The sequence below is a fragment of the Streptomyces sp. WP-1 genome, assembly GCF_030450125.1.
GTDB lineage: Bacteria > Actinomycetota > Actinomycetes > Streptomycetales > Streptomycetaceae > Streptomyces > Streptomyces incarnatus.
Genome location: NZ_CP123923.1, coordinates 503,384 through 522,659, shown reverse-complemented (window position 1 = coordinate 522,659; position 19,276 = coordinate 503,384). Strand labels below are relative to the sequence as shown.

Annotated in this window: 17 protein-coding genes; 11 read left to right on the top strand and 6 right to left on the bottom strand. The window is 72.1% G+C overall.

The window, feature by feature from the left end:
* Positions 1-17: 17 nt before the first annotated feature.
* Both QHG49_RS01885 and QHG49_RS01880 read right to left on the bottom strand, forming a co-directional pair.
* Positions 18-1,223 carry a serine hydrolase domain-containing protein gene (locus QHG49_RS01885; RefSeq protein WP_370530411.1) on the bottom strand — a complete coding sequence of 402 codons (1,206 nt, stop codon included), beginning with the start codon at positions 1,221-1,223 and terminating at the stop codon, positions 18-20.
* 114 nt (positions 1,224-1,337) lie between these two features.
* Positions 1,338-2,303, bottom strand: a complete 966-nt coding sequence (locus tag QHG49_RS01880; RefSeq protein ID WP_301487031.1) for a GNAT family N-acetyltransferase — start codon at positions 2,301-2,303, stop codon at positions 1,338-1,340.
* A 612-nt stretch (positions 2,304-2,915) separates the two neighbouring features.
* Between QHG49_RS01880 and QHG49_RS01875 the strand changes: the two genes are divergently transcribed.
* The 3 genes from QHG49_RS01875 to QHG49_RS01865 all read left to right on the top strand — a co-directional run bounded on the left by QHG49_RS01875 (position 2,916) and on the right by QHG49_RS01865 (position 6,531).
* A complete protein-coding gene (locus QHG49_RS01875; RefSeq protein ID WP_370530410.1) occupies positions 2,916-3,596 on the top strand; it encodes a MarR family winged helix-turn-helix transcriptional regulator in 681 nt (226 codons plus the stop codon).
* Positions 3,593-6,202, top strand: a complete 2,610-nt coding sequence (locus QHG49_RS01870) for a DHA2 family efflux MFS transporter permease subunit (protein WP_301487030.1) — start codon at positions 3,593-3,595, stop codon at positions 6,200-6,202. The genes QHG49_RS01875 and QHG49_RS01870 overlap by 4 nt, the downstream gene beginning before the upstream one ends.
* Positions 6,203-6,366: 164 nt before the next feature.
* Positions 6,367-6,531 carry a hypothetical protein gene (locus QHG49_RS01865; protein WP_301487029.1) on the top strand — a complete coding sequence of 55 codons (165 nt, stop codon included), beginning with the start codon at positions 6,367-6,369 and terminating at the stop codon, positions 6,529-6,531.
* 49 nt (positions 6,532-6,580) lie between these two features.
* On the opposite strand, the gene QHG49_RS01860 is transcribed toward QHG49_RS01865, so the two are convergent.
* The gene (locus QHG49_RS01860) at positions 6,581-7,360 is read right to left on the bottom strand and encodes a hypothetical protein (protein WP_301487028.1); all 780 of its coding nucleotides are present in this window, start codon (positions 7,358-7,360) and stop codon (positions 6,581-6,583) included.
* A 139-nt stretch (positions 7,361-7,499) separates the two neighbouring features.
* On the opposite strand from QHG49_RS01860, the gene QHG49_RS01855 reads away from it, so the two are divergent.
* Positions 7,500-8,462, top strand: coding sequence for an SDR family NAD(P)-dependent oxidoreductase (locus QHG49_RS01855; RefSeq protein ID WP_301487027.1), 963 nt, complete (start codon positions 7,500-7,502; stop codon positions 8,460-8,462).
* A gap of 298 nt (positions 8,463-8,760) precedes the next feature.
* Positions 8,761-9,963, top strand: coding sequence for a hypothetical protein (locus tag QHG49_RS01850; protein ID WP_301487026.1), 1,203 nt, complete (start codon positions 8,761-8,763; stop codon positions 9,961-9,963).
* Positions 9,964-10,255: 292 nt separating this feature from the next.
* Here QHG49_RS01850 and QHG49_RS01845 read toward each other — a convergent pair whose 3' ends face one another.
* Entirely contained in the window at positions 10,256-10,426 is a 171-nt protein-coding gene (locus tag QHG49_RS01845) for a hydrophobic protein (protein WP_125211829.1), read from the bottom strand.
* A 446-nt stretch (positions 10,427-10,872) separates the two neighbouring features.
* Between QHG49_RS01845 and QHG49_RS01840 the strand changes: the two genes are divergently transcribed.
* The 5 genes from QHG49_RS01840 to QHG49_RS01820 all read left to right on the top strand — a co-directional run bounded on the left by QHG49_RS01840 (position 10,873) and on the right by QHG49_RS01820 (position 15,447).
* Positions 10,873-11,265, top strand: a complete 393-nt coding sequence (locus QHG49_RS01840; RefSeq protein ID WP_145486823.1) for a BlaI/MecI/CopY family transcriptional regulator — start codon at positions 10,873-10,875, stop codon at positions 11,263-11,265.
* Positions 11,266-11,297: 32 nt separating this feature from the next.
* Positions 11,298-12,245 carry a M56 family metallopeptidase gene (locus QHG49_RS01835; RefSeq protein WP_301487025.1) on the top strand — a complete coding sequence of 316 codons (948 nt, stop codon included), beginning with the start codon at positions 11,298-11,300 and terminating at the stop codon, positions 12,243-12,245.
* A gap of 614 nt (positions 12,246-12,859) precedes the next feature.
* A complete protein-coding gene (locus QHG49_RS01830) occupies positions 12,860-13,732 on the top strand; it encodes a bifunctional 2-polyprenyl-6-hydroxyphenol methylase/3-demethylubiquinol 3-O-methyltransferase UbiG (RefSeq protein ID WP_301487024.1) in 873 nt (290 codons plus the stop codon).
* Between the two features lie 211 nt (positions 13,733-13,943).
* Complete coding sequence (locus QHG49_RS01825; RefSeq protein ID WP_301487023.1) at positions 13,944-14,885, top strand: LuxR C-terminal-related transcriptional regulator; 942 nt, start codon at positions 13,944-13,946, stop codon at positions 14,883-14,885.
* A gap of 118 nt (positions 14,886-15,003) precedes the next feature.
* Entirely contained in the window at positions 15,004-15,447 is a 444-nt protein-coding gene (locus tag QHG49_RS01820) for a Fur family transcriptional regulator (RefSeq protein WP_301487022.1), read from the top strand.
* Positions 15,448-15,504: 57 nt separating this feature from the next.
* Here QHG49_RS01820 and QHG49_RS01815 read toward each other — a convergent pair whose 3' ends face one another.
* Positions 15,505-15,750, bottom strand: a complete 246-nt coding sequence (locus QHG49_RS01815; RefSeq protein ID WP_301487021.1) for a hypothetical protein — start codon at positions 15,748-15,750, stop codon at positions 15,505-15,507.
* A 463-nt stretch (positions 15,751-16,213) separates the two neighbouring features.
* Positions 16,214-18,004 carry an asparagine synthase (glutamine-hydrolyzing) gene (asnB, locus tag QHG49_RS01810; protein ID WP_301487020.1) on the bottom strand — a complete coding sequence of 597 codons (1,791 nt, stop codon included), beginning with the start codon at positions 18,002-18,004 and terminating at the stop codon, positions 16,214-16,216.
* Positions 18,005-18,735: 731 nt separating this feature from the next.
* Here asnB and QHG49_RS01805 point away from each other — a divergent pair.
* On the top strand, positions 18,736-19,200 hold the full coding sequence (locus QHG49_RS01805; protein ID WP_301487019.1) for a hypothetical protein: 465 nt from the start codon (positions 18,736-18,738) through the stop codon (positions 19,198-19,200).
* The last annotated feature ends 76 nt before the right edge of the window (positions 19,201-19,276 follow it).

Genomic DNA, 19,276 nt, shown 5'->3' with positions numbered 1-19,276 from the left:
ACCCGCGAGGGAGGTGGTCATGCGGTCGTCCTTCCGATGGGGGAGCCTTGCGTGCAGAAGGCCGTGTCCACGACGTCGAGGAAGTCCTGTTCGGCCTGGAGGGTCGCGGGTATCTCGTTCAGCGCCACGGCGACGCTGCGCCCGCCCGGGCCCACGGCCACCAGTGCCCGGTGTCCGCCCGGCACCGTCCCGGCATGCCTCCACCAGGCGCCGCCGCAGGTCAGCGGGGTCATGATCAGACCGAGTCCGTAGCGCGCACCGGGCCAGAGCCGGTCGGGGTCGGCGGCCACCGTGCGCCGCATCTCGGCGAGTCGGGCCGCCGGCAGCAGGCGCCCGCCGAACAGCGCGGTGGCGAACCGCGTCAGGTCCTCCGGCGTGGACACCAAAGCGCCGCCGACGTCCCCGAAGGTCATGTTCCAGTCGGTGCCGTCCACTCGGTGGCCCTCGGCGTCCGTGAAGTAGCTCCGGGAATGGGGGCCTTGGATCCGGGTGTCGTCGCCGGGCCAGTAGGTGTCGTGCAGCCCGAGCGGCACGATGACGCGGCGGGTGATCTCCGCCTCGGGCGAGTGCCCGGTGACCGCCTGGACGATCAGCCCGGCGACGACGTAGTTGGTGGTCGCGTAGTGCCAGGTCTGGCCGGGGTGCGGCAACTGGAGTGCACGGGAGACGAGTTCGCGCGGCTCGAAATGGCGATGGCGCAGCGCCTCGGGGTGCTTCCACTCGGGCGCTTCGAGGTAGTCGGGAAGGCCGCTGGTGTGCTGGAGGAGTCGGCGGACGGTGATCCGGCGGCCGTCGTAGCCGTGTCCCCGGATCAGGCCGGGCAGATAGCGCTCGACCGGCGCGTCCAGGGACAGCCGGTGCTCGGCGGCGAGTTGCAGGACCACCGTGGCGGTGAAGGTCTTGGTGACGCTGCCGATCCGCAGCCGGTCCGTGGTGTTCGTAAGGCGGCCGGTGCGCAGGTCGGCGACCCCGTCCGTGACGGACCAGCGCGCGCAACCCGGCCCGGCCGCAGGCCCGTCGACGAGAACCGCGGCCCCGGCGATCCGGTCCTCGGCGACCAGCCGGTGCACCGACCGCCGTACGGCCTCGTGCGTGCCGCACGCCCGGGACGCGTCCGGTGCCCGGGCGGCGGACAGCGGCGCGGCGAGCAGCACCATGGCGACGGCCCCGGCCACGAGCGCGGCACCTCTGCGAAGCACGGTCGAAAGTAAAGGAATTGCCATGCGCAACACGGTAGAGATCGCCCACGGCACGATCACTCCGGCAGGCAGCCGGACCTGTACGGGGGCTGGCACCAGCCCGCGCACGGTGGCAAACCGGAAGCCCTCCTCGGTCGGCTAGCCCGCGACGAGCGCCTTGCCGTACACCGTGGAACTGCGCCGCACCGTCATCCCGAGCCGCTCGTACAGCCCCAGCGCCCCCGTGTCCGAATGCGTCCACAGGACGCAACTCCGCTTCCCCTGGAGGTAGAAGGCACGGAACGCCTCTTGCAGCAGCAGCCGTGCGATGCCCCGGTCGCGCTGATCGCGGCGGACCGCCACCCGGTCGACGTACCCCTCGCCGCCGCCCAAAGTCCCCGGCACGGGACCCGCGTCCGCCTCTGAACCCGCCCCCGGATCCGACGACAGCACCACACCGGCCAACCGGTCACCCTCGAAGGCGAGCGGCGACGCCCCCGGTGCGAACGTCGCCCGGCCGACCGTGCGCCGCGCCCACTCCGCGTACGGTTTCCGCCGCTGCTGCCACTCGTCGAACGCGTCCTCGGTGAGCCGGTACGCGGCCTCCTCGTCGCCCGCGCGAAACGCCCGCACCGTGATCCCCGCGGGCGGCTCCGGCACCACCGGTTCGCCGGTCAGCGGCATCTCCAGCAGCCACTCGGTGACCACCCCGACGTAACCGCCGGAACGCAGCAGCGCCACGGCCCCGAGATCACTGCCGGAGATCGTCTGCGCCAGCCGGTCGGCGCCCAGCTCCCGGGCCCGCGCCTCGGACCAGGCGAGCAGGGCGGCGCCCAGCCCCCGCGCCCGGTGCCCGGGATGCACATGCACGGTCGCCCGCCGCCCCCGTACCCAGCCCCACGCCGCCGGGTCCCCGGCAGGACCGGTGACCAGCACCGTGTCACCCGCCGACCCGCCCCCGGCCATGCCGAGATCGGCCGCGATGCGATCGGCGTCGGTCGTGGCCAGGCCGTGCAGCGCGCGCTCGCCCGCGCCCACCAGGCGGTGCACAGCGGCGGTGTCGGCGGTGTCGGCGGGGCGGACCCGATAGCCGGCCGGCCACGCTCCAGCGAAGGAATCAGCCATGGGGGAACCCTGCACCGGCAGACCCCACCGGAAACAGGGGACGGCCCCCGGCCGGGGCGCCTCAGCCGTCGTTCTCCGACGGGGGAGGTCTCCGAGAGGTCTCCGACGACGGGATGTACGCGATCGGGACGTCGTTCGCGCGTACAGCTTCTCCTCACCGGGGTACGGCACCGGGGCGGTCTGTGGGTCCTGCGGCGCCGGGGTGTCCGTACCGCAGGACGGCGGAGTGCTCGGACCGTCGGTCGGCGGGACCCGGTCGGGCAGCGCCGTGAACTGCGTGTAGTCCAGGCGACCGGTGTCCGCGACCTGGGCGCCGACGCGCCTCCCGTGTCCCACGGGCGGAGAGCCGCAACGGTCCCCCTGGAGCGCGTTCCGCCCGGCGGCGGGGCCGTACCGCGATGCCCGGCCGGCGGCGCGCGCGGTCCGGGCACACAGGTCGGCCGGGTACCCTGCTCCCCCCATCACACCGGACGCCGTATTGCCGAAGCATGACCGGACACCGGCGTACAGGTGGCGTCGGCCAGGCCCTACACTCACTTGGTAGCCGCAAGCAACGGAATGTGAGTGATGATCGGCACAGACAGCCGCAGAGGGCATGAAAGCGCCGCACGGATGGACGCCGTACGGATGGACGCCGTACGGGCCAGCGACACGCGCACGGACGAGGCGCCGTCCGCCGGGTCCGCCGGGTCCGTCGGGTCCCTCGGGTCCGTCGGGGCGGCGTACCCCGCGACAGCGATCGCGACGGCGACCTCGATCGCGGACGCCGTGAGCGTCGAGGCCGTGCTCGCGGAGGGCGTGAGCGCCGAGGCCGCCGCGTCGGGTCTGGGCGCCGAGATGGTCCGCCTCATGCGGCTCTTCGCCGCCTGGACCCAGCGCGCCGGATTCGAGTGCGGGGCCGCCGACCGCGTGCTGCTCGCCCGGCTGGTGACCTGCGGCCGGCGCCGCGCGACCGACCTGGCCGCGGACGTCTTCCTCGACCTGTCGACGGTCAGCCGGCAGGTGCGCTCACTGGTGGACCGGGGGCTGGTGGAACGCCACCCGGACCCGGAGGACCGGCGCGGCTCGCTGCTCAGCGCGACCGAGGCCGGACGCGCCGCGTACCAGAGCGCCGTACGCCGCCGCGAGGCGGAGCTGGCCCGGCTCCTCGAACCGTGGCCGGCCGCGGACCGCACCCTTCTCACCCGTCTGCTGAAGCGCCTCAACGACGACCTGGTGGACAGCACGTACACGAGCCTCGGAACCGGGCAGCACCCGGTGGGCGAGGCGAGGCAAGGAGATCTGCACGCATGACCATGTCCGCGTCCCCGGCCCGCGGGGGAACAACAGCGATATCCGCGCCGCCACCACCGGCCGGCCGGCTGACGCACCGCCAGATCATGACGATCCTCAGCGGTCTCATGCTGGGCATGTTCCTCGCCGCCCTCGACCAGACCATCGTCAGCACCTCGATCCGCACCATCGCGGACGATCTGCACGGACTCAGCGCGCAGGCGTGGGTCACCACCGCCTACCTGATCACGTCGACCATCAGCACCCCGCTGTACGGCAAGCTCTCCGACCTCTACGGCCGCAAACCCTTCTTCCTCGCGGCCATCACGATCTTCATCGCCGGCTCGGCGGCCTGCTCCTTCGCCACCTCGATGAACGAGCTGTCGGCCTTCCGCGCCTTCCAGGGCATCGGCGCCGGCGGTCTGATGTCGCTGGCGCTGGCGATCATCGGCGACATCGTGCCGCCCCGTGAGCGCGCCCGGTACCAGGGCTACATGCTCGCCATGTTCGGCTCCTCCAGCGTCCTCGGCCCGCTGATCGGCGGCTTCCTCGCCGGTCGCAGCAGCATCCTGGCCATCGCGGGCTGGCGCTGGGTGTTCCTCGTCAACGTCCCGGTCGGCATCGTCGCGCTCTTCGTCGTCGCCAAGGTGCTGAACCTTCCGCACACCCGGCGCGAGCACCGCATCGACTGGTGGGGCGCGCTCACCATCGCCATCGGCGTGGTGCCGCTGCTGCTGGTGGCCGAGCAGGGCCAGACCTGGGGCTGGACGTCCACCAAGTCGTACGCCTGCTACGCGATCGGCGTGGTCGGCCTGGTGGCCTGGGTCTTCGTGGAGCGGGCCATGGGTGACGAGGCGCTGATCCCGATGCGCCTGTTCCGCAGCTCCGTGTTCAGCAAGATGAGCCTGCTGTCCGTGCTCATCGGCATGGGCATGTTCGGCGGGATGATGATGGTCCCGCTGTACCTCCAGATCGTGAAGGGCGTCAGCCCCACCAAGTCCGGCCTGCTGATGCTCCCGCTGATGGTGGGCATGATCGCCGGCACCATGGTGGTCGGCCGCATCATCTCCAAGACCGGCAAGTACAAGATCTTCCCGATCATCGGCACCGTCCTGCTGGTCGCCGCCATGCTGCTGTTCCACTACCGGGTCCAGTGGGACAGCCCGCTGCCGGAGACCATGGCCTACATGGCGCTGTTCGGCCTCGGCCTCAGCGGCTGTATGCAGATCCTGACCCTGTCCGTGCAGAACTCCGTCGAACCCAAGGACATGGGCGTCGCCACCGCGTCGGCCACCTTCTTCCGGCAGATGGGCGGCACCGCCGGTACGGCGATCTTCCTGTCCGTGCTGTTCAGCACCGTCGGCGACAAGATCAGCTCCGCGTTCCGGTCGGCCGCCCAGACGCCCGCGTTCCAGGCCGCCCTGCACGACCCGGCCGTCCGCGCCGACCCGGCGAACGCGCCCGTGCTGGACATGCTCAAGCACCCCGCGTCCAGCGGCGGCGGCTCGGGCGTGCTGGACGACTCCTCCTTCATCCAGCAGCTCGACCCGCGGCTGGCGCAGCCCTTCAAGGAGGGCTTCACCGACGCCATGCACGTGGTGTTCCTGTGCGCCGCGGCCATCATGGTCCTCGGCTTCCTGGTCGCGGTGTGGACCAAGGAGGTGCCGCTGCGCAAGGTATCCGGGCTGGAGGCACGGGCCGCCGAGGCGAACGGCACGCAGGCCGAGGCCGCCGATGTGAAGGCCGCCGATGTGAAGGACGCCCAGGTGAACGCCGTCGCGGCGGACAGCGGTCAGGCGCCCGCCGTCCCGCTCGTCGAGGACGCCACCGTGGCCGTCGAATCCGTGCCCGCCGCTGGGCAGCTCGTCAGCGGCCGGGTCCTCGACGACGCGAACGCCCCGGTCACGCAGGCGGCGATCACCCTGATCGACGTCCGCGGCCGGCAGCTCGACCGCGCGGTCAGCGGCGCGGACGGCACCTACACGGTGTCGGTGCCCGGCGCCGGCACCTACGTGCTGATCGGCGCCGCCGGTGCCCGTCAGCCGCAGGCCGTCACCGTGCTGGTCGGCGACGAGCCCGTGGTCTGCGACCTCGTCCTCGGCGGCAGCAGCGCCGCGCTCGCCGGTTCCGTCCGGGACGCGGCCCACGGGAACCCGCTGCCGGGCGCCCTGCTGGTCGCGACCGACCTGCGCGGTGAGGTCGTGACCTCCGCGACCTCGGCCGCCGACGGCGGCTTCTCGCTGGTGGACCTGGTCCCGGGCAGCTACACCCTCGCCGTGAACGCGCCGGGCTACCGTCCGGCCGCCGTCCCCGTCGAGGTCACCCCGGGTGCGGCCGAGCCCTGCGAGATCCGTCTCGAAGCCGGGGCCCAGCTGCACGGCGTCATCAGCGCCGCCACCGGCGGACCGCTCGGCGACGCCAAGGTGACGCTCCTGGACGCGGCCGGCAACGTGCTCGGCACCGCCACCACCGGCCCCGACGGCGCCTACGGGTTCACCGACCTCGACCTCGGTGAGTACACCGTCATCGCCAGCGGGTACGCCCCGGTCGCCACCTCCGTCCGCGTGGACGCCGGCGGCACCACGGACTTCGACCTCGAACTGTCCCACGAGGACACCGTCAGGTAACGCGCACGGAAAGCCCCTCGGGGGAGTCCGATCAGGGCCCGCGATCCACCGGATCACGGGCCCTGATGTCATGTGCGGGACCCTGGTGAGGGAAGGGCGTCGGATTCTTCGATGCGAAAGGCCGCCGCCCGGTCAGTCCGCGTCGCCGTCCGGCGGCAGGCCGGGTGTTGGACAACGTCTTCCTCGGCGGCCGGGTCCTCGCCCCGGCGTACCAGGAGGCGCGCCATGTGACGATGCGGCGGCTCAACGATCTGATCGCCGCGGACGAGCGGGTGGACTCGGTGATGCTGCCGGTGCGCGACGGGGTGACGGTCGCGCGGCGGCGTTGAGGGGGGCGTCAAAGCGGGGGCGTTGAGGTGGGGCGGGCAGGTGCCGTGGTCACCAGTTGGTGTGGGCGGTGATCCGGTCGGCCAGGGCCTGACCGTCGGCGGCGGTCTGTCCGACGGTGGGGATCTGACCATTGGTGGGGGTCTCTCGGGCAGTGGGTGTATCTCGGGTAGTGGGGGACTCCCGGATGGCGCGGCTCTCTCGGGTGGTGGCGGCCGACAGGTCCGAGGCGCAGGTCAGGGGAGTGGAGGAGAGCTGGAGGTGGGTGAGGTAGCCGTAGGGACCCTCGTCGGCGCGCGGGCCGAGGATCAGGGCGTGGGCGGGGGTGCGCCAGACGCGGTGCGTCAGCGCGGGGCCGGGGCCCGTGGTGTGCGCGGAGACCAGGGCCCGCTCCGGGGCCGCGCCGATCACCTCGGCGACCACCCCCGCCGCCCGCGCGAGCACGGTCTCGCAGTCCTGACCGGTGGCGGGCCGCAAGCCGCGCCAGCCGGGCAACTGCTCCCACCCCTCCATGTACCCGTTCAGCCAAGTGCCGTTGACCATCCCCTCGTCGTCCGGACCCACCGGGTACAGCTCCCCGAAGACAAGGAAGGCGCGCGCCTTCAGCTCCCCGAACGGGCTGAAGGCATCGCTGCACAGCACATGCCCGTGCCCGGTGCGGAACGACTCGCACACCAGGTCCTCCGACTGCCGGCCGCGCCGCCGCAGCTCCGCCTCGACGGCGGCTTCGTCGCCCTCGTCCACGGGCGAAACGTAGGGCAGCGCCACCAGTTCGGCGACTGCCTCGACGGTCAACGGCCGGTGGGCGAGGGCGTGTACGGGTATCGGCATGGCGATCACCTTAGAGCGCCGGGCAGTTGCTGCTGAGACCGGTGAGGGCCGTGCGAGAGCGGCCGACGGAGGTGCGCGGGGACGACGGTCCAGTGTGCCGCTTGACTTGGAGAGCACTCCAATTCGTAGCGTTCCGGACATGAGTACTGCACAGCACAAGATCGGATCCGGATTCGGCGCCACCAGCACGGCGGACGAGGTTCTGGAGGGCATCGACCTCAGCGGCAAGCTGGCCCTGGTCACCGGAGGTTACTCGGGCATCGGGCTGGAGACCACGCGCGCGCTCGTCAAGGCCGGCGCCCGGGTCGTCGTACCGGCACGGCGTCCGGAGACCGCCGAGCAGGCGCTGGCCGGTCTGTCCGGCGTCGAGGTGGACGAGCTGGACCTCGGCGACCTGGAGAGCGTACGCCGGTTCGCGGAGCGGTTCCTCGCCTCCGGGCGGAGCCTGGACATCGTGATCGACAGCGCCGGGATCATGGCCTGCCCGGAGACCCGGGTGGGCGACGGCTGGGAGGCGCAGTTCGCCACCAACCACCTCGGCCACTTCGCCCTCGTCAACCGGCTGTGGCCCGCGATCGCGCCGGGCGGCGCCCGGGTCGTCTCCGTGTCCTCACGCGGCCACCACGCCTCCGGCATCCGCTGGGACGACGTCCACTGGCGCCAGGGTTACGACAAGTGGGAGGCGTACGGCCAGGCCAAGACCGCCAACGTCCTGTTCGCCGTCCACCTGGACAGGCTCGGCCGCGACGCCGGGGTCCGCGCCTTCGCCCTGCACCCCGGCGGCATCCTTACGCCGCTCCAACGGCACCTGGCCCAGGAGGAGATGATCGAGCGCGGCTGGATCGACGAGCAGGGCAACCTGCTCCACCCCGAAATGTTCAAGACCCCGCAGCAGGGCGCGGCCACCCAGGTCTGGGCGGCGACCTCTCCGCAGCTCGACGGTCTGGGCGGCCTCTACCTGGAGGACTGCGACATCGCCGAGCCCGCCCCGGACACCGACGACCGTGAGGGCGTCAAGGACTGGGCGATCGACCCGGAGCAGGCGGCCCGCCTGTGGACGCTGTCGGCCGAGCTGACCGGGGTGAACGCGTTCGCATCCTGACCGGCACCCGTCGGCCCCCGCCAACACCCGTCGGCCCCCGGCGGCATCCACCGGATGCCGCCGGATCCCACGGACCGTGCGGTCTGTGGGATGAGATGTCCGCCGCCGTCACCCGTCCGGCGCACCGGGTTCGCGCCGTATCCCTGTCGCGCGCTCCCGTGTGCGCCGTGGGTGCGCGGCAGGGTGCGGCCCTGCCGGGGCCTTCCGTGGCCGGGGGTGGCGTACGACAGCGCACCATACTGGCTCGAAAGAGGCAGAAAACCCGCAGAACACCCGCAGAACTCGCGGAGGTGCCAGGATGCGCGACGACGTCGAGAACGACGACGGGCCCGTCGAGGAACCCGAGCCGTACGACGAGGACGAGGACCAGGAAGGGGCCGGGGACGAGTACGAAGAAGAGTACGAGTACGAGGTCGACGGCCCCGATGAGTACGCCGGGACCGAGCCGTACCCGGAGGGTGCCCCGGTGCTGGCCCGCAGGGGTGGCGCCGACGCGGAGCCCGATGTCTTCCTCGACGTCCCGCACCTCAGTATCGACGAGATCGACCTGGACGTGGAGGATCTGCGGGCCCGCGTCTCGCTCCAGGCCGAGGTTCTGGACCTGCTGAAGCTGAACGTGGGCGCCGATGTCGCCCTCGGGCGGGTGCACTTGGGGATCTCGGGTGTGGAGGCGCAGGCGCAGCTCAAGGTGCGGCTCGACAACGTCGCGTCGATCATCCACCGGGTGCTCACCACCCTCGACCGCAACCCGCAGATCCTGGAGGAACTGGCGCGTGGCGTCGGCTCGGCGGTGCGGGACGTCGGGAGCGGGGCCCGGCTGGCCGTGGGCGAACTGGGCACCGGGGCGGGCAGAGCCGTCGAGGACGTCGGCCATGGCGCCGGGTACGCCGTGGAGGGCGTCGGGCGCGGAGTCGGCGGCGCCGTCGAGGACGTGGGCCGGGGCGCGGCCTCGGCGGTGCGGGATGTCGGCGCGGGCGCGGGGGGAGCCGTCGGGGACGTAGGTGGGGGAGTGGGGCGGGTGGTGGAGGACGTCGGTGGCGGGGCCGGGCGCGTGGTGGAGGACGTCGGGGCTGGGGCTGGACGTGCGGTGGAGGACGTCGGAGGCCGGGCCGGGCAGGTCGTGGGCGACGCGGGCGGGGTGGTGCGGGGGACCGGCCGGGTTGCGGGGCGCACCGTGCAGAGGGCGGGAGACGTCGCGGGCGAGGCGGTCGATGAGGCGGGGGAGACGGTCGACGCCGGGGGAGCGGCGGTCGACGTCGAAGGGACTGCCGCCGAGCGCAGCGCCGCCCGACGAACGGCGCGGTCGGCGAGGAGGGCCGCCGGCAGAAACGGTGAGACGGAACGCGGGCGGACCGCCAGGACGCGGCGCTCCCGCGAGGCGGATGACGACGGCGGGGACGACGGCGAGGGGCGACGAGGAGGCGACCGTGGTCGTGATGACGAGCGGCCGGAGCGTCCCGCCCGTCGCCGGGCCCGGAGGGCGCGGGAGGAGCCGCCGTGAACGGGGGCCCGCCGGGGATCCGGTGGAGCCGATACGGGGCCGGTGAGTCGGTCACCTGCCGCGCGCGGCTCCGGTGGATCCCCGGAACCGGACATCTCGTTCGAGGCGACGGTCCGCGGTGACCGTCTCCGCTTCGCGGAGGAGCCCCGCGCCGCCGTCGGTTTCACCGGCGACGGCGAACGGGAGTCATCCTCCCGCAGCGAGCGGACCAACCTCCCCGACCGGGTCGTCCCCGGCCGGGAGTACCGCGACGTCCGCGTCGTCTACCGGCTCGCGACCCGTCTTCTCGGGTCTACCACCGGTACCAACGCCCCCGGCGGCCACCGCTCCCGGTCGGCCGGACGAGGAAGCCCAGCAGCCACAGCACGAGCACGATCACCGCGATCCACCACAGCGCCTTCAGCGCGAAGCCGGCGCCGAAGAGGATCAGGGCCAGAAGAAGAACCAGAATCAGGGGAACCATCGTTATCAACCTCCTGGCCCTCGAATGCCCTTGCTTCATTTCCGCAAGCACACAAAAGACCGGATATTTCCATGGGTCAACGGGAAAGGGCACATGTTCGGACCCACAACCGGGACGGCACGCCAAGGGTGATCGTTCGCCTCGGGTGCCCGGCCAAAAGCCAGTGGGCCAGGGTGCGGGGCGCCACCGTGTAGGAGGCCTTCGGCCCCGGTTCCGCCGTACCGTCACCCGGCTCGCCCGACGGGCGGACGTGTAATCAGGCGAGGTCCCCGCCTACCGCATCGACGTCTTCACCCTTCCCCGCCCCCGACGGCGACCTGCCTGCCGAAGCACACCATGCCTCGACCGTACCCCGCCCGGTATCGGAATGTGGCGGGTGATGCCGCGTCCGGAAGGCTTGTCCTACGATGTGAAGCGCCTCGGTGGCAGGCGGCGGAGGGGAACAGGTGCGACGGCTCGGTGATCTGGAAGCCGAAATCATGGACCGTCTCTGGAACTGGGGACGGCCCGCCACGGTCCGGGAGGTCGTGGACGACATCAACCGGATCCGGCCGGTCGCCTATACGACGGTCATGACGGTCGCGGACATCCTGTACCGCAAGGGCATGCTCCAGCGTGAAAAGGCCGGGCGCGCCTGGCTGTACGAAGCGCTGCGCAGCCGCGAGGAATACACCGCGAGCCTGATGCAGGAGGCCCTCGGCAGTACCGAGGACCGGCAGGCCGCGCTCCAGCGCTTCGTGGAGCACATGTCCCCTGAGGACGTCTCCGTGTTGGAGGCCGCCCTGCGCGCCTCGGGGCACCGGCCCGTCGGCGAGGCGCCACCGGAGAGACCGTTGTGAGCCAACTCCGCTGCCGCGCCGGGGAGTTCCTTGTGCGGTTCCATCATGTCCTGCCGCCGCTGGTGCTGGCCGTCGCGGCCGGGGTGATCCTGCCGCGGTTCCTCGTGCGCAGCCGCTGGGCGCACCGGGTGCCGCGGTTCACCCTCGGATTATGGGGACTGCTGGTGCTCGTCCTCACCGCGTCCCTGTCCCTCGCAATCCTGCAACTCTTCTTCCCGGTCGCCGAGAGCCACCACTTCCCCGAGGCGGCCGGAGACTTCCTCCTCACCAGCGCCGGACGCTGTGTCGCCGTCATGCTGAACGGCCTGGAACGGCCCAGCGCCCTCGCGTGGGCGGGATTCTCCGCCGCCGTCTGCCCGCCCCTCGCCCTCGCCCTGGCCTTCGGGCGGCAGGTGTTCGACTTCCGGCGCCGCCGGGCCCGGCACGCCGAACTCCTCGGCATGGTGGGGAGTTGGCGCTCCGAACTGCGGGCCACGGTGCTGCCGCACACCACCCCCGCCGTCTACTGCCTGCCCGGCCGCGCGCCGCAGGTGGTGGTCAGCGAGGGCGCCGTACACGCCCTGACCGGGGAACAGCTCACGGCCGCGCTGGAACACGAACGCGCGCACATCGCGGGCCGCCACCACCTCCTCGCGGCCGCCGCCTCTGCCTTCGGGGCGCTTTCCCGGCGGCTGCCGCTGGCCCGGCTCGTCCGCGACGAGGTGCCGCTCCTGCTCGAAATGGCCGCCGACGACCGGGCATTGCGCCGCTGCTCGCGCCAGGCACTGGCCGTCGCCCTGTACGTGGTCGCGGCCGGACAAGCACCACGCGCGGCCCTCGCGGCGGGCGGCTCGTCGGCGCTGCTGCGCATGCGGCGCATCCTTCAACCACCCACCGAGCGCCCCACGGTGCTGGGTGTCACCCTGCTCGCCCTCGCCCTGGCGGTCGGCCTGCTCATACTGGCGGCGGTGTACTGCTCGGCCCCGGGCCCCTGCAGCTGACCGGGCGAAGGCCCCCGAAGGTTCTGCCCTGGTGAGCGTGGACGTGCGGTCCGCCGTGCCCGTGGACGCCGCCCCGATCCCGCATCCGCTCGCCACCGCGACACGGCACGGCTGGACGGGCGGCACCCCGGGCCGGCTCGCTCGGCTGGTGGCGGCGGAGGTCGGCGGGCGGGTCGTCGGCGATGCGGCGTTGGCGGTGTCCCCGGCATCGGCCAGCGCGCGATCTACGCCCTGTGTGCCAGCTACGCCCTGTGCACCACGCCCGATCGGCACCGCCGTCGCGACATCGGCAGCACGCTGCTGGCCCGCTCACCGACCGGATGCGCCCCCAGCGGGCCGCGGACCCAACCGGCCCTCTCCAAGACGACGACCCCGAGCTGCCTGTCTTCACGGCCCATGGACTTACCGGCACAGGACACAGGCCGGTACGGATCGTGTGCCACGCTGCCGCCCGGCACAACTGCTGTGGCGCACGCACGCGTTGGCGTGAACGCGCATTCCCCCTGGCTGGACCGCCGCGGGCGCGCCCGGACACGATGATCGGGCGCCGTGGCCCCCCACGGCACGGCGTCCGCCCGGACGGCCGGGAGCGGCCGAGGCCACCTGGAGGAGCGATGCTCATACAGAACGGCACCCCGGTGCTGCCCGCGCCCGCGCCCGCACCGGCCTCGGCGTCCCGAACCGCCACCGCCACCGCCATCCCGCTCCGCTCCGACCGGCTGCCCGGCCTCGAATGCCTCGCCCCGCTCACGGACGAGGACGTATGGCTCCAGGACGCCCTGCTCGGCCCGTTCAGCGACGACATCCTGGAGTACCTGGCGCTGGCCAGGGCCACCGGCGGTCCGGTGCTCGACCTCGGCGCGGGCGCGGGCCGGATCGCCGTACCCCTCGCGCGTCACGGCTTCACGGTGGACGCCGTCGACCGGGACCGGCGCAGCCTGCACCGGTTGCTCGACCGGTCCCGCCGCCTCGGCCCCGAGGTGTGCGACCGGATCACCGCGATCCCCGCCGATCTGCTCCGCCTGCCCCCGCACCGGTCCTGCCAACTCGCCCTGATGGCAGGGTCGATGATCGCTGCCGTCCCCCCGAGGTCACGCCCCCGTGTGCTGCGTGAGATCGCCGGCCACCTCGGACCGCGCGGCGTGCTCGCCTTCGACTACACCGCCCACGACCCCACGGGGCTTGCCGAACGCCCGCACCGCGTCTGGTCGTTCGAGGTGCCGCGCTTCGACGGGATCACGGAACGGGCCGTGGCTCGGCAGGACTTCGATGCGGTGGCTATGCGGGAGCGCATCTCCTATGTCATTGAGCGCTCGGAGTCGAGAAACGGCCGCGCCGTGCTGGTGACGACCGACAAATGGATCGTCAACTCCTCTGATCTGCACCGGGATCTGCGCGTCGCGGGACTGCGCGTCGTCGATGAGCGGCAGTACCAGATCGACGAGTGGACGCGAAGCGTGCTCCTGACCTGCCGCACCGATACGTGACGACCGTCACATTACTAAGCAGCATCGGAGATCTTTGGCCTCCTCTGTGACAAGGTGTGATGGGAGGGCTTCGCGCAATCACAAGGGGGGCCGCGTCGCGGTGATCAATGGCAGTGGCGGTGCAGCAACGCAATCCACTGATCTTGCGCTCACTCTCTACCGGCGCCTTCGGGCACAGGGGGCGTCGAGCCTGCACCAAGTCGCGTCCGACATGGGTTTGTCGGAGGGTGATCTCGCGCAATGTCGTGAGGAACTGATCGACCTCGGTCTGGTCGTCCGAACCGGTCAACTGCACGCCAGCCGCCTGGACCCCGCCGCTCCGGACGAGGCGGAGACCGATGTCGTCACGGTCATCGCCCCCGAGATCGCCCTGCTGCGGCTGCTGGAGCGCGAGCGCACCCGGCTGCGTGACCATCTGGAGCAGGCCGACCGGGCGCACCACACGCTGAAGACACTCGCCGGCAACTTCCTGCGCACGGAGACGCTGGCGCGGACGGTCGGCGTGGAGATCGAGATCCTGTCCGACTACCGCCGCATCCAGCAGGTGCTGGAGGACATCACGGTGACGGTCCAGGGCAACCTCGCCTCGATGCACCCGATCACGCGCGGGCGGGAGATCCCCGAGCGGGCCCTCGACCGGGACCGGCGGCAGATCGAGAAGGGCGTCCAGGTCCGCTCCATTTTCAGCCAGCGTCTGACCTCGGTGTCCGAGGACGCGGAGCATCTGCGGATGAAGGCGAAGCTGGGCGTCCAGGTGCGCCTCTCGCCCGTCGTCCCCATGAACATGATCATCGCGGACGAGCAGTTCGCGATCCTCCCGGTCGACCCGGAGGACGGCGCCGCCGGTGCCATCCTCGCCCATGGCTCCGCGATCGTGCGCTCGTACCAGACCTTGTTCGAACATTGCTGGCACACCGCGACGCCCTACGGCGAGCAGGTGCTGCCCGCCCGGGGCGGGGGCGGGCTCTCGGAGCAGCAGCGGGCGGCGCTGCGCATGCTGGCGTCGGGGATGAAAGACGAGAAGGTCGCGCGCAGCCTCGGCGTCTCGCTGCGGACGGTGAGCCGGATGATCTCCGAGCTGATGCAGGAACTGGGCGCGTCCAGCCGCTTCGAACTGGGAGCGCGGGCCGCCCGGCTCGGCTGGCTGGGCTGAACGCCACCGCCGGGCGCGGGAGTTGTCTCGGTCGTCGCCCTCCGCGTGGCCCCCTCGCACCCGGCGGACCAAGAGCTACGATGCGTTCAAACTTTTGGTCTCACCAGATGGCGGGAACATGGCACGCGAAGCGGTGGCTCAGGGGCGCGAGGCGGCGATCCAGCAACTCCGCGATGCGGGGCTGCGGGTCACCAGTCCGCGCCTGGAAGTGCTCCAGGTGCTCGCGTCGGGCGATCATTTCGACGTCGAGGGTTTGACGGCCACGGCACGCGAGCGGTTGGGTACGCTCACTTCCCAGGCTGTCTATGAAATGCTGCGGCATTTTCTGGAAGCGGGCCTGGCGGCGAAATTCGAGCGCCCCGGCTGGCCGGCGGTCTTCGAAATAGCGGGACCACGCCATCAGCATGCGCTGTGTGTGCAATGCGGGCGGGTGGAGAATGTCATGCACCGCGCTCCGACGCTGCCGCGAAAAGATCTGCCCGACTGGCAAGTCGACGACGCCGATATTGTATTCAAGGGGCTGTGCCCGGACTGCCGTTCCGTGGTTGCCGCGGCCGGATGACGGACGGGCCGGGGAGATGGCTGCCCATCCCTCCCGGCCCCGGGGGAAAGTGCCGCGTCAGGCAGCCGCAGGTGTCACCGGCCAGTTGTTGTCCGTCGGCGCGGGAGTGGCGGGCCAGTTGTTGTCCGCCGGGACCGCGTAGGCGCTGGGCCAGTTGTTGTCGGCCACCGAGTGGTGCGCGGAGTGCGTTCCCGTGACGGTGGCCGCGACCGCTCCGCCCGTTACCGCGGTGCAGACAAGGGTGGCCAGGGCGAACTGGCGGGCGGTGGTGCGGAAACCGGCGATGAGGGAAGACGCGGACACTTTTCCTCCAGGAAGTGATCGGTGGTTTTCGCCTTCGGGCCCGTGCCGCCGAGCTTGTTCCGAAGACATTTCTATAATCACCCTTCCTGGACCCGGAGTCCATGTTTCTTCGAGTCGTGGACCTGCCATGGCGCGGATATGACAGCGCCGGGACGGGTGGTGCCCGATGGAATCACCACAAGGGCTTCATTCGGCCAATCGAATAAATCAGGCCGAGCGTCTTTTTGGATGAGCCAGTACCTTTGGTCCACTCAAATGAAATGCTAGGCTGCGATCGCGGCCCTTTTGTACCTCCGGGAGGAAGCGGCCGCCGGGGCAGGGGCGTGCCGCCGCTCCTGCCCCACCTCGGGACACCCGCGCCCGCGGCATGCGCGGGCCGGGCTCGGGACAGTCGCCCGGGGCGAGCGAGGCGTTCTTCACCCTGGTCAGGGTTCTTCCTCCACGACGCGGATGCGCCAGGCGATCACGCGGCGAGGTCGGCCGACACCCGAAGGCCCTGTACGACATCGGCCCACAACTCGTGCACGCCCAGCGACCAGAGGGCCAGCGCGTCCTGGTCGGAGGGGCGTTCGGCGTGCCGGGCGAACAGGGCCTGCACCCGGTCGGCGCGCAGCTGCCCGGTGCGCCGCAGCCGCGCGGGCGAGAGCAGTTCGCGCAGGGTCCACACCAGCGGTCCGTCGACGGCGAGCATGGCCGAAAGGGGCAGCGTGAAGGGCTGGTTGGGTCGGCGCAGCGTGGCGGCCGGGAGCAGCCCACGCCCGGCCTCGTACAACGCCCGTTTCCCGGTGCGCAGTTCGACGGGCAGTCGGCGGGCCAGGGAGACCATGTCCGGCTGGCAGAACGGCATGCGGGCCTCGACCGCCCACGCCATGCTCAGATGGTCCATGCGCCGCAGGTGGTACGCGGGCAGCCGGCGCCGCGTCTCGAACCGCTGGAGTGCACCGGCCCGTTCGGTGCCGCAGGCGCGCAGTTCGGCCATGACCCGGTCGGCCGCGGAGCCGTGCTCGGCGATGAACGCCCGGTATTCGGGGGTGTAGAGCCATTCCCGCAGCAGCCGGGGCGCGGCCGCCAGCGCGTCGGCGTAGGGAGCCGTCCAGTCGGTCCCGGCGGGCGCGGTCAGGGCGGTGCCGATCCGGTCGTAGCCGCCGAAGAGTTCGTCGGCGCCGTCCCCGGTGAGCGCCACGGTGAACCCGGCCTCGCGTACGGCCCGGAAGAGCGCGTAGGTGCTGACGGTGACGGGATCGGCGTTGGGCTGGCCCAGATGGCGCATCGTGCGGGTCAGCAGTGAGGGCAACTCGGCGGGATCCAGGGAGACATGGTGGTGGAGGGTACGGGCGCGCCTGGCGACAGCCTTCGCATACGTGTGCTCGGCTCGGGGCCAGCGGCCGCGGTAGCCGAGGTGGAAGGTGTGCAGCGGCTCGGTGTGCTCGGCGGCGAGCGCGGTCACCAGGCCGGAGTCCAGGCCGCCGCTGGTCAGGGCGCACAGCGGCAGATCGACGTCGGCGAGCCGGTGCACCTCGCGGCGCAGCGTCGTCAGCACGTCCGCGCCCGACGGCGCCGGCCCGGGGTGGGGCACCGAGGCGCGCGGCCCGCAGCGCAGCATCCGCAGCCCCTCACCGCCACGGGCCACCGCGACGCTCCCGGGCGGCAGCACGCGGATGTCGCGCAGGGCGGTCTCCGTACCGAAGGGTGTCCTGGTGGACAGGACGGTGTCGAGGGCGTCCTCGCGCGGGACGGCGGGCACCCCGTCGAACGCGAGCAACGCGGGGATCTCCGAGGCGAACCGCAGGGCACCGCGCGGACCCTGGTGGTAGTGCAGCGGCTTCATGCCCATCCCGTCGACGGCCAGGACGAGTCGGGGACGGCGTTCGCGCAGGTCCAGGACGGCGATCGCGAACATCCCGTCCAGCCGGTCGGCGAACGCGGGGCCGAACTCCGTGTAGAGGGCGGGCAGTAGCCCTCCGTCGCAGCGGTCCGGGAAACGATGGCCACGGGCGGTCAAGTGCCTTCGCAGCTCTTGGTGGTTGTAGATCTCGCCGTTGAGTACGGCCAGCACGCCCGGCGCCGTCGGCAGGGCGAAGGGCTGGGAGCCGCCCGCCGGGTCGGTCACGGCGAGCCGGTCACAGCCGAGGGACCAACCGCGGCCGGTGCGCAGCCCGCGCTCGTCCGGTCCCCCGTGCCGTTGCCGGGCCGACACCGTGGCCAGCTCGGCGCCGGTGGCCGCGACCGCGAAGGAGCCGAAGATCCTGCACATGCTGGTGGCCTCCGAGACGTGGTTGCGACCTTGTTTTGGGTCACCAAAATATCGGGGGAGCGCCGACTATTGGCCTGGCGCATTGATGTCATGGCGTCGATGCGTCACCGGGGCCGCCTTGTCCGGCCGGTCTGCCGCCCAACAGGGTCGACGGGACGGAAGAGTTCAGGGCCGAGTCCGCAGACCGCGCCGCGCCGGAGAGTCTTCTCGCTGTGACCGTCCGCCGGGCTGCTGGTCGGCGCCTCGTTCGGGCTCGGCGGCGCGCTGTTCCAGTCCGATTGAGGGGACCCCGCCGGGATGCTGCTCGACCGGCTCGCCGAACATGCCGATGCGGGTGGTCTGCCCACGGGCCGCCTCGCGGAGGCGCTCCGGATCGTCAGGACCGAATGGCACCCGTTGTCACCGTGAGGCCGCTCACCGGTGGATGCGCAGCTCCTTCTCCGTGGCGCCCGGCAGCTGACAGCGGAGACCCGACGAGCGGGCGGCCGGCGTAGCGGCGGATCAGCGTCGGCAAGTCACCGCAGAACTCGGCAAGTCACCGCAGAACTGGGCGAGGACCCGCTGCGCAGGTGCAACGGCACCGGCAGGGCGGAGGCGGCCAGGGCCTGACGGCGCCTGGACGTCGTACCCCTAGGGGGTATAGTGGCGTGCCTGGAGCCTGTGGCGCACGGGACGTGGTCCCGCGACGCGTGTGTGATCGCAGGCGTGGTCTCGGACAGGGAGGGCGGCAGGTGACGTACCGGCGGACCGGTTCCCGTGGCGGCGCGGCGCGCCGGTCGTGGGCCGCCGTCCTGGCCCTGCTCGCCGCCTTCGTCGTCCTGGTCCACCACGACCTGGGCTCGGCCCCCGCCGCACCGGCGACCGCCATGAGCGCGGCCCCCGTCGCACCCGGGACCGCCATGAGCGCGATGCCCGGGACGGCTCGCACCGCGCACCGCATGACCGGGCAGGACAGGGCCGCCCAGGCCCTGACCTCGGCCATGGACCATGACATGGGCGGCGCCTGCTCCGGTGCCGACATGCAGCACTGCACCTCGGGGGCCGTCGGCTCACCGCAGTGGCTCGATCCGCCGACCGTGCCGACGCACACCGTCCGGGCCGCCCCGCCCCGGGGCGTCCTCGCCGGGCGCGGCCTGCCGGGCAACCCGCATCGCGCGCCGCCCGACCTCTCCGTCCTCTCCCGACTGCTGATCTAGGCCGCCCCCGAGCGGCCCGTTCCCCTGTACTCCGTGGGAGCGATGCCGCATGGGCGCAGGTCGACGGCAATTCGAG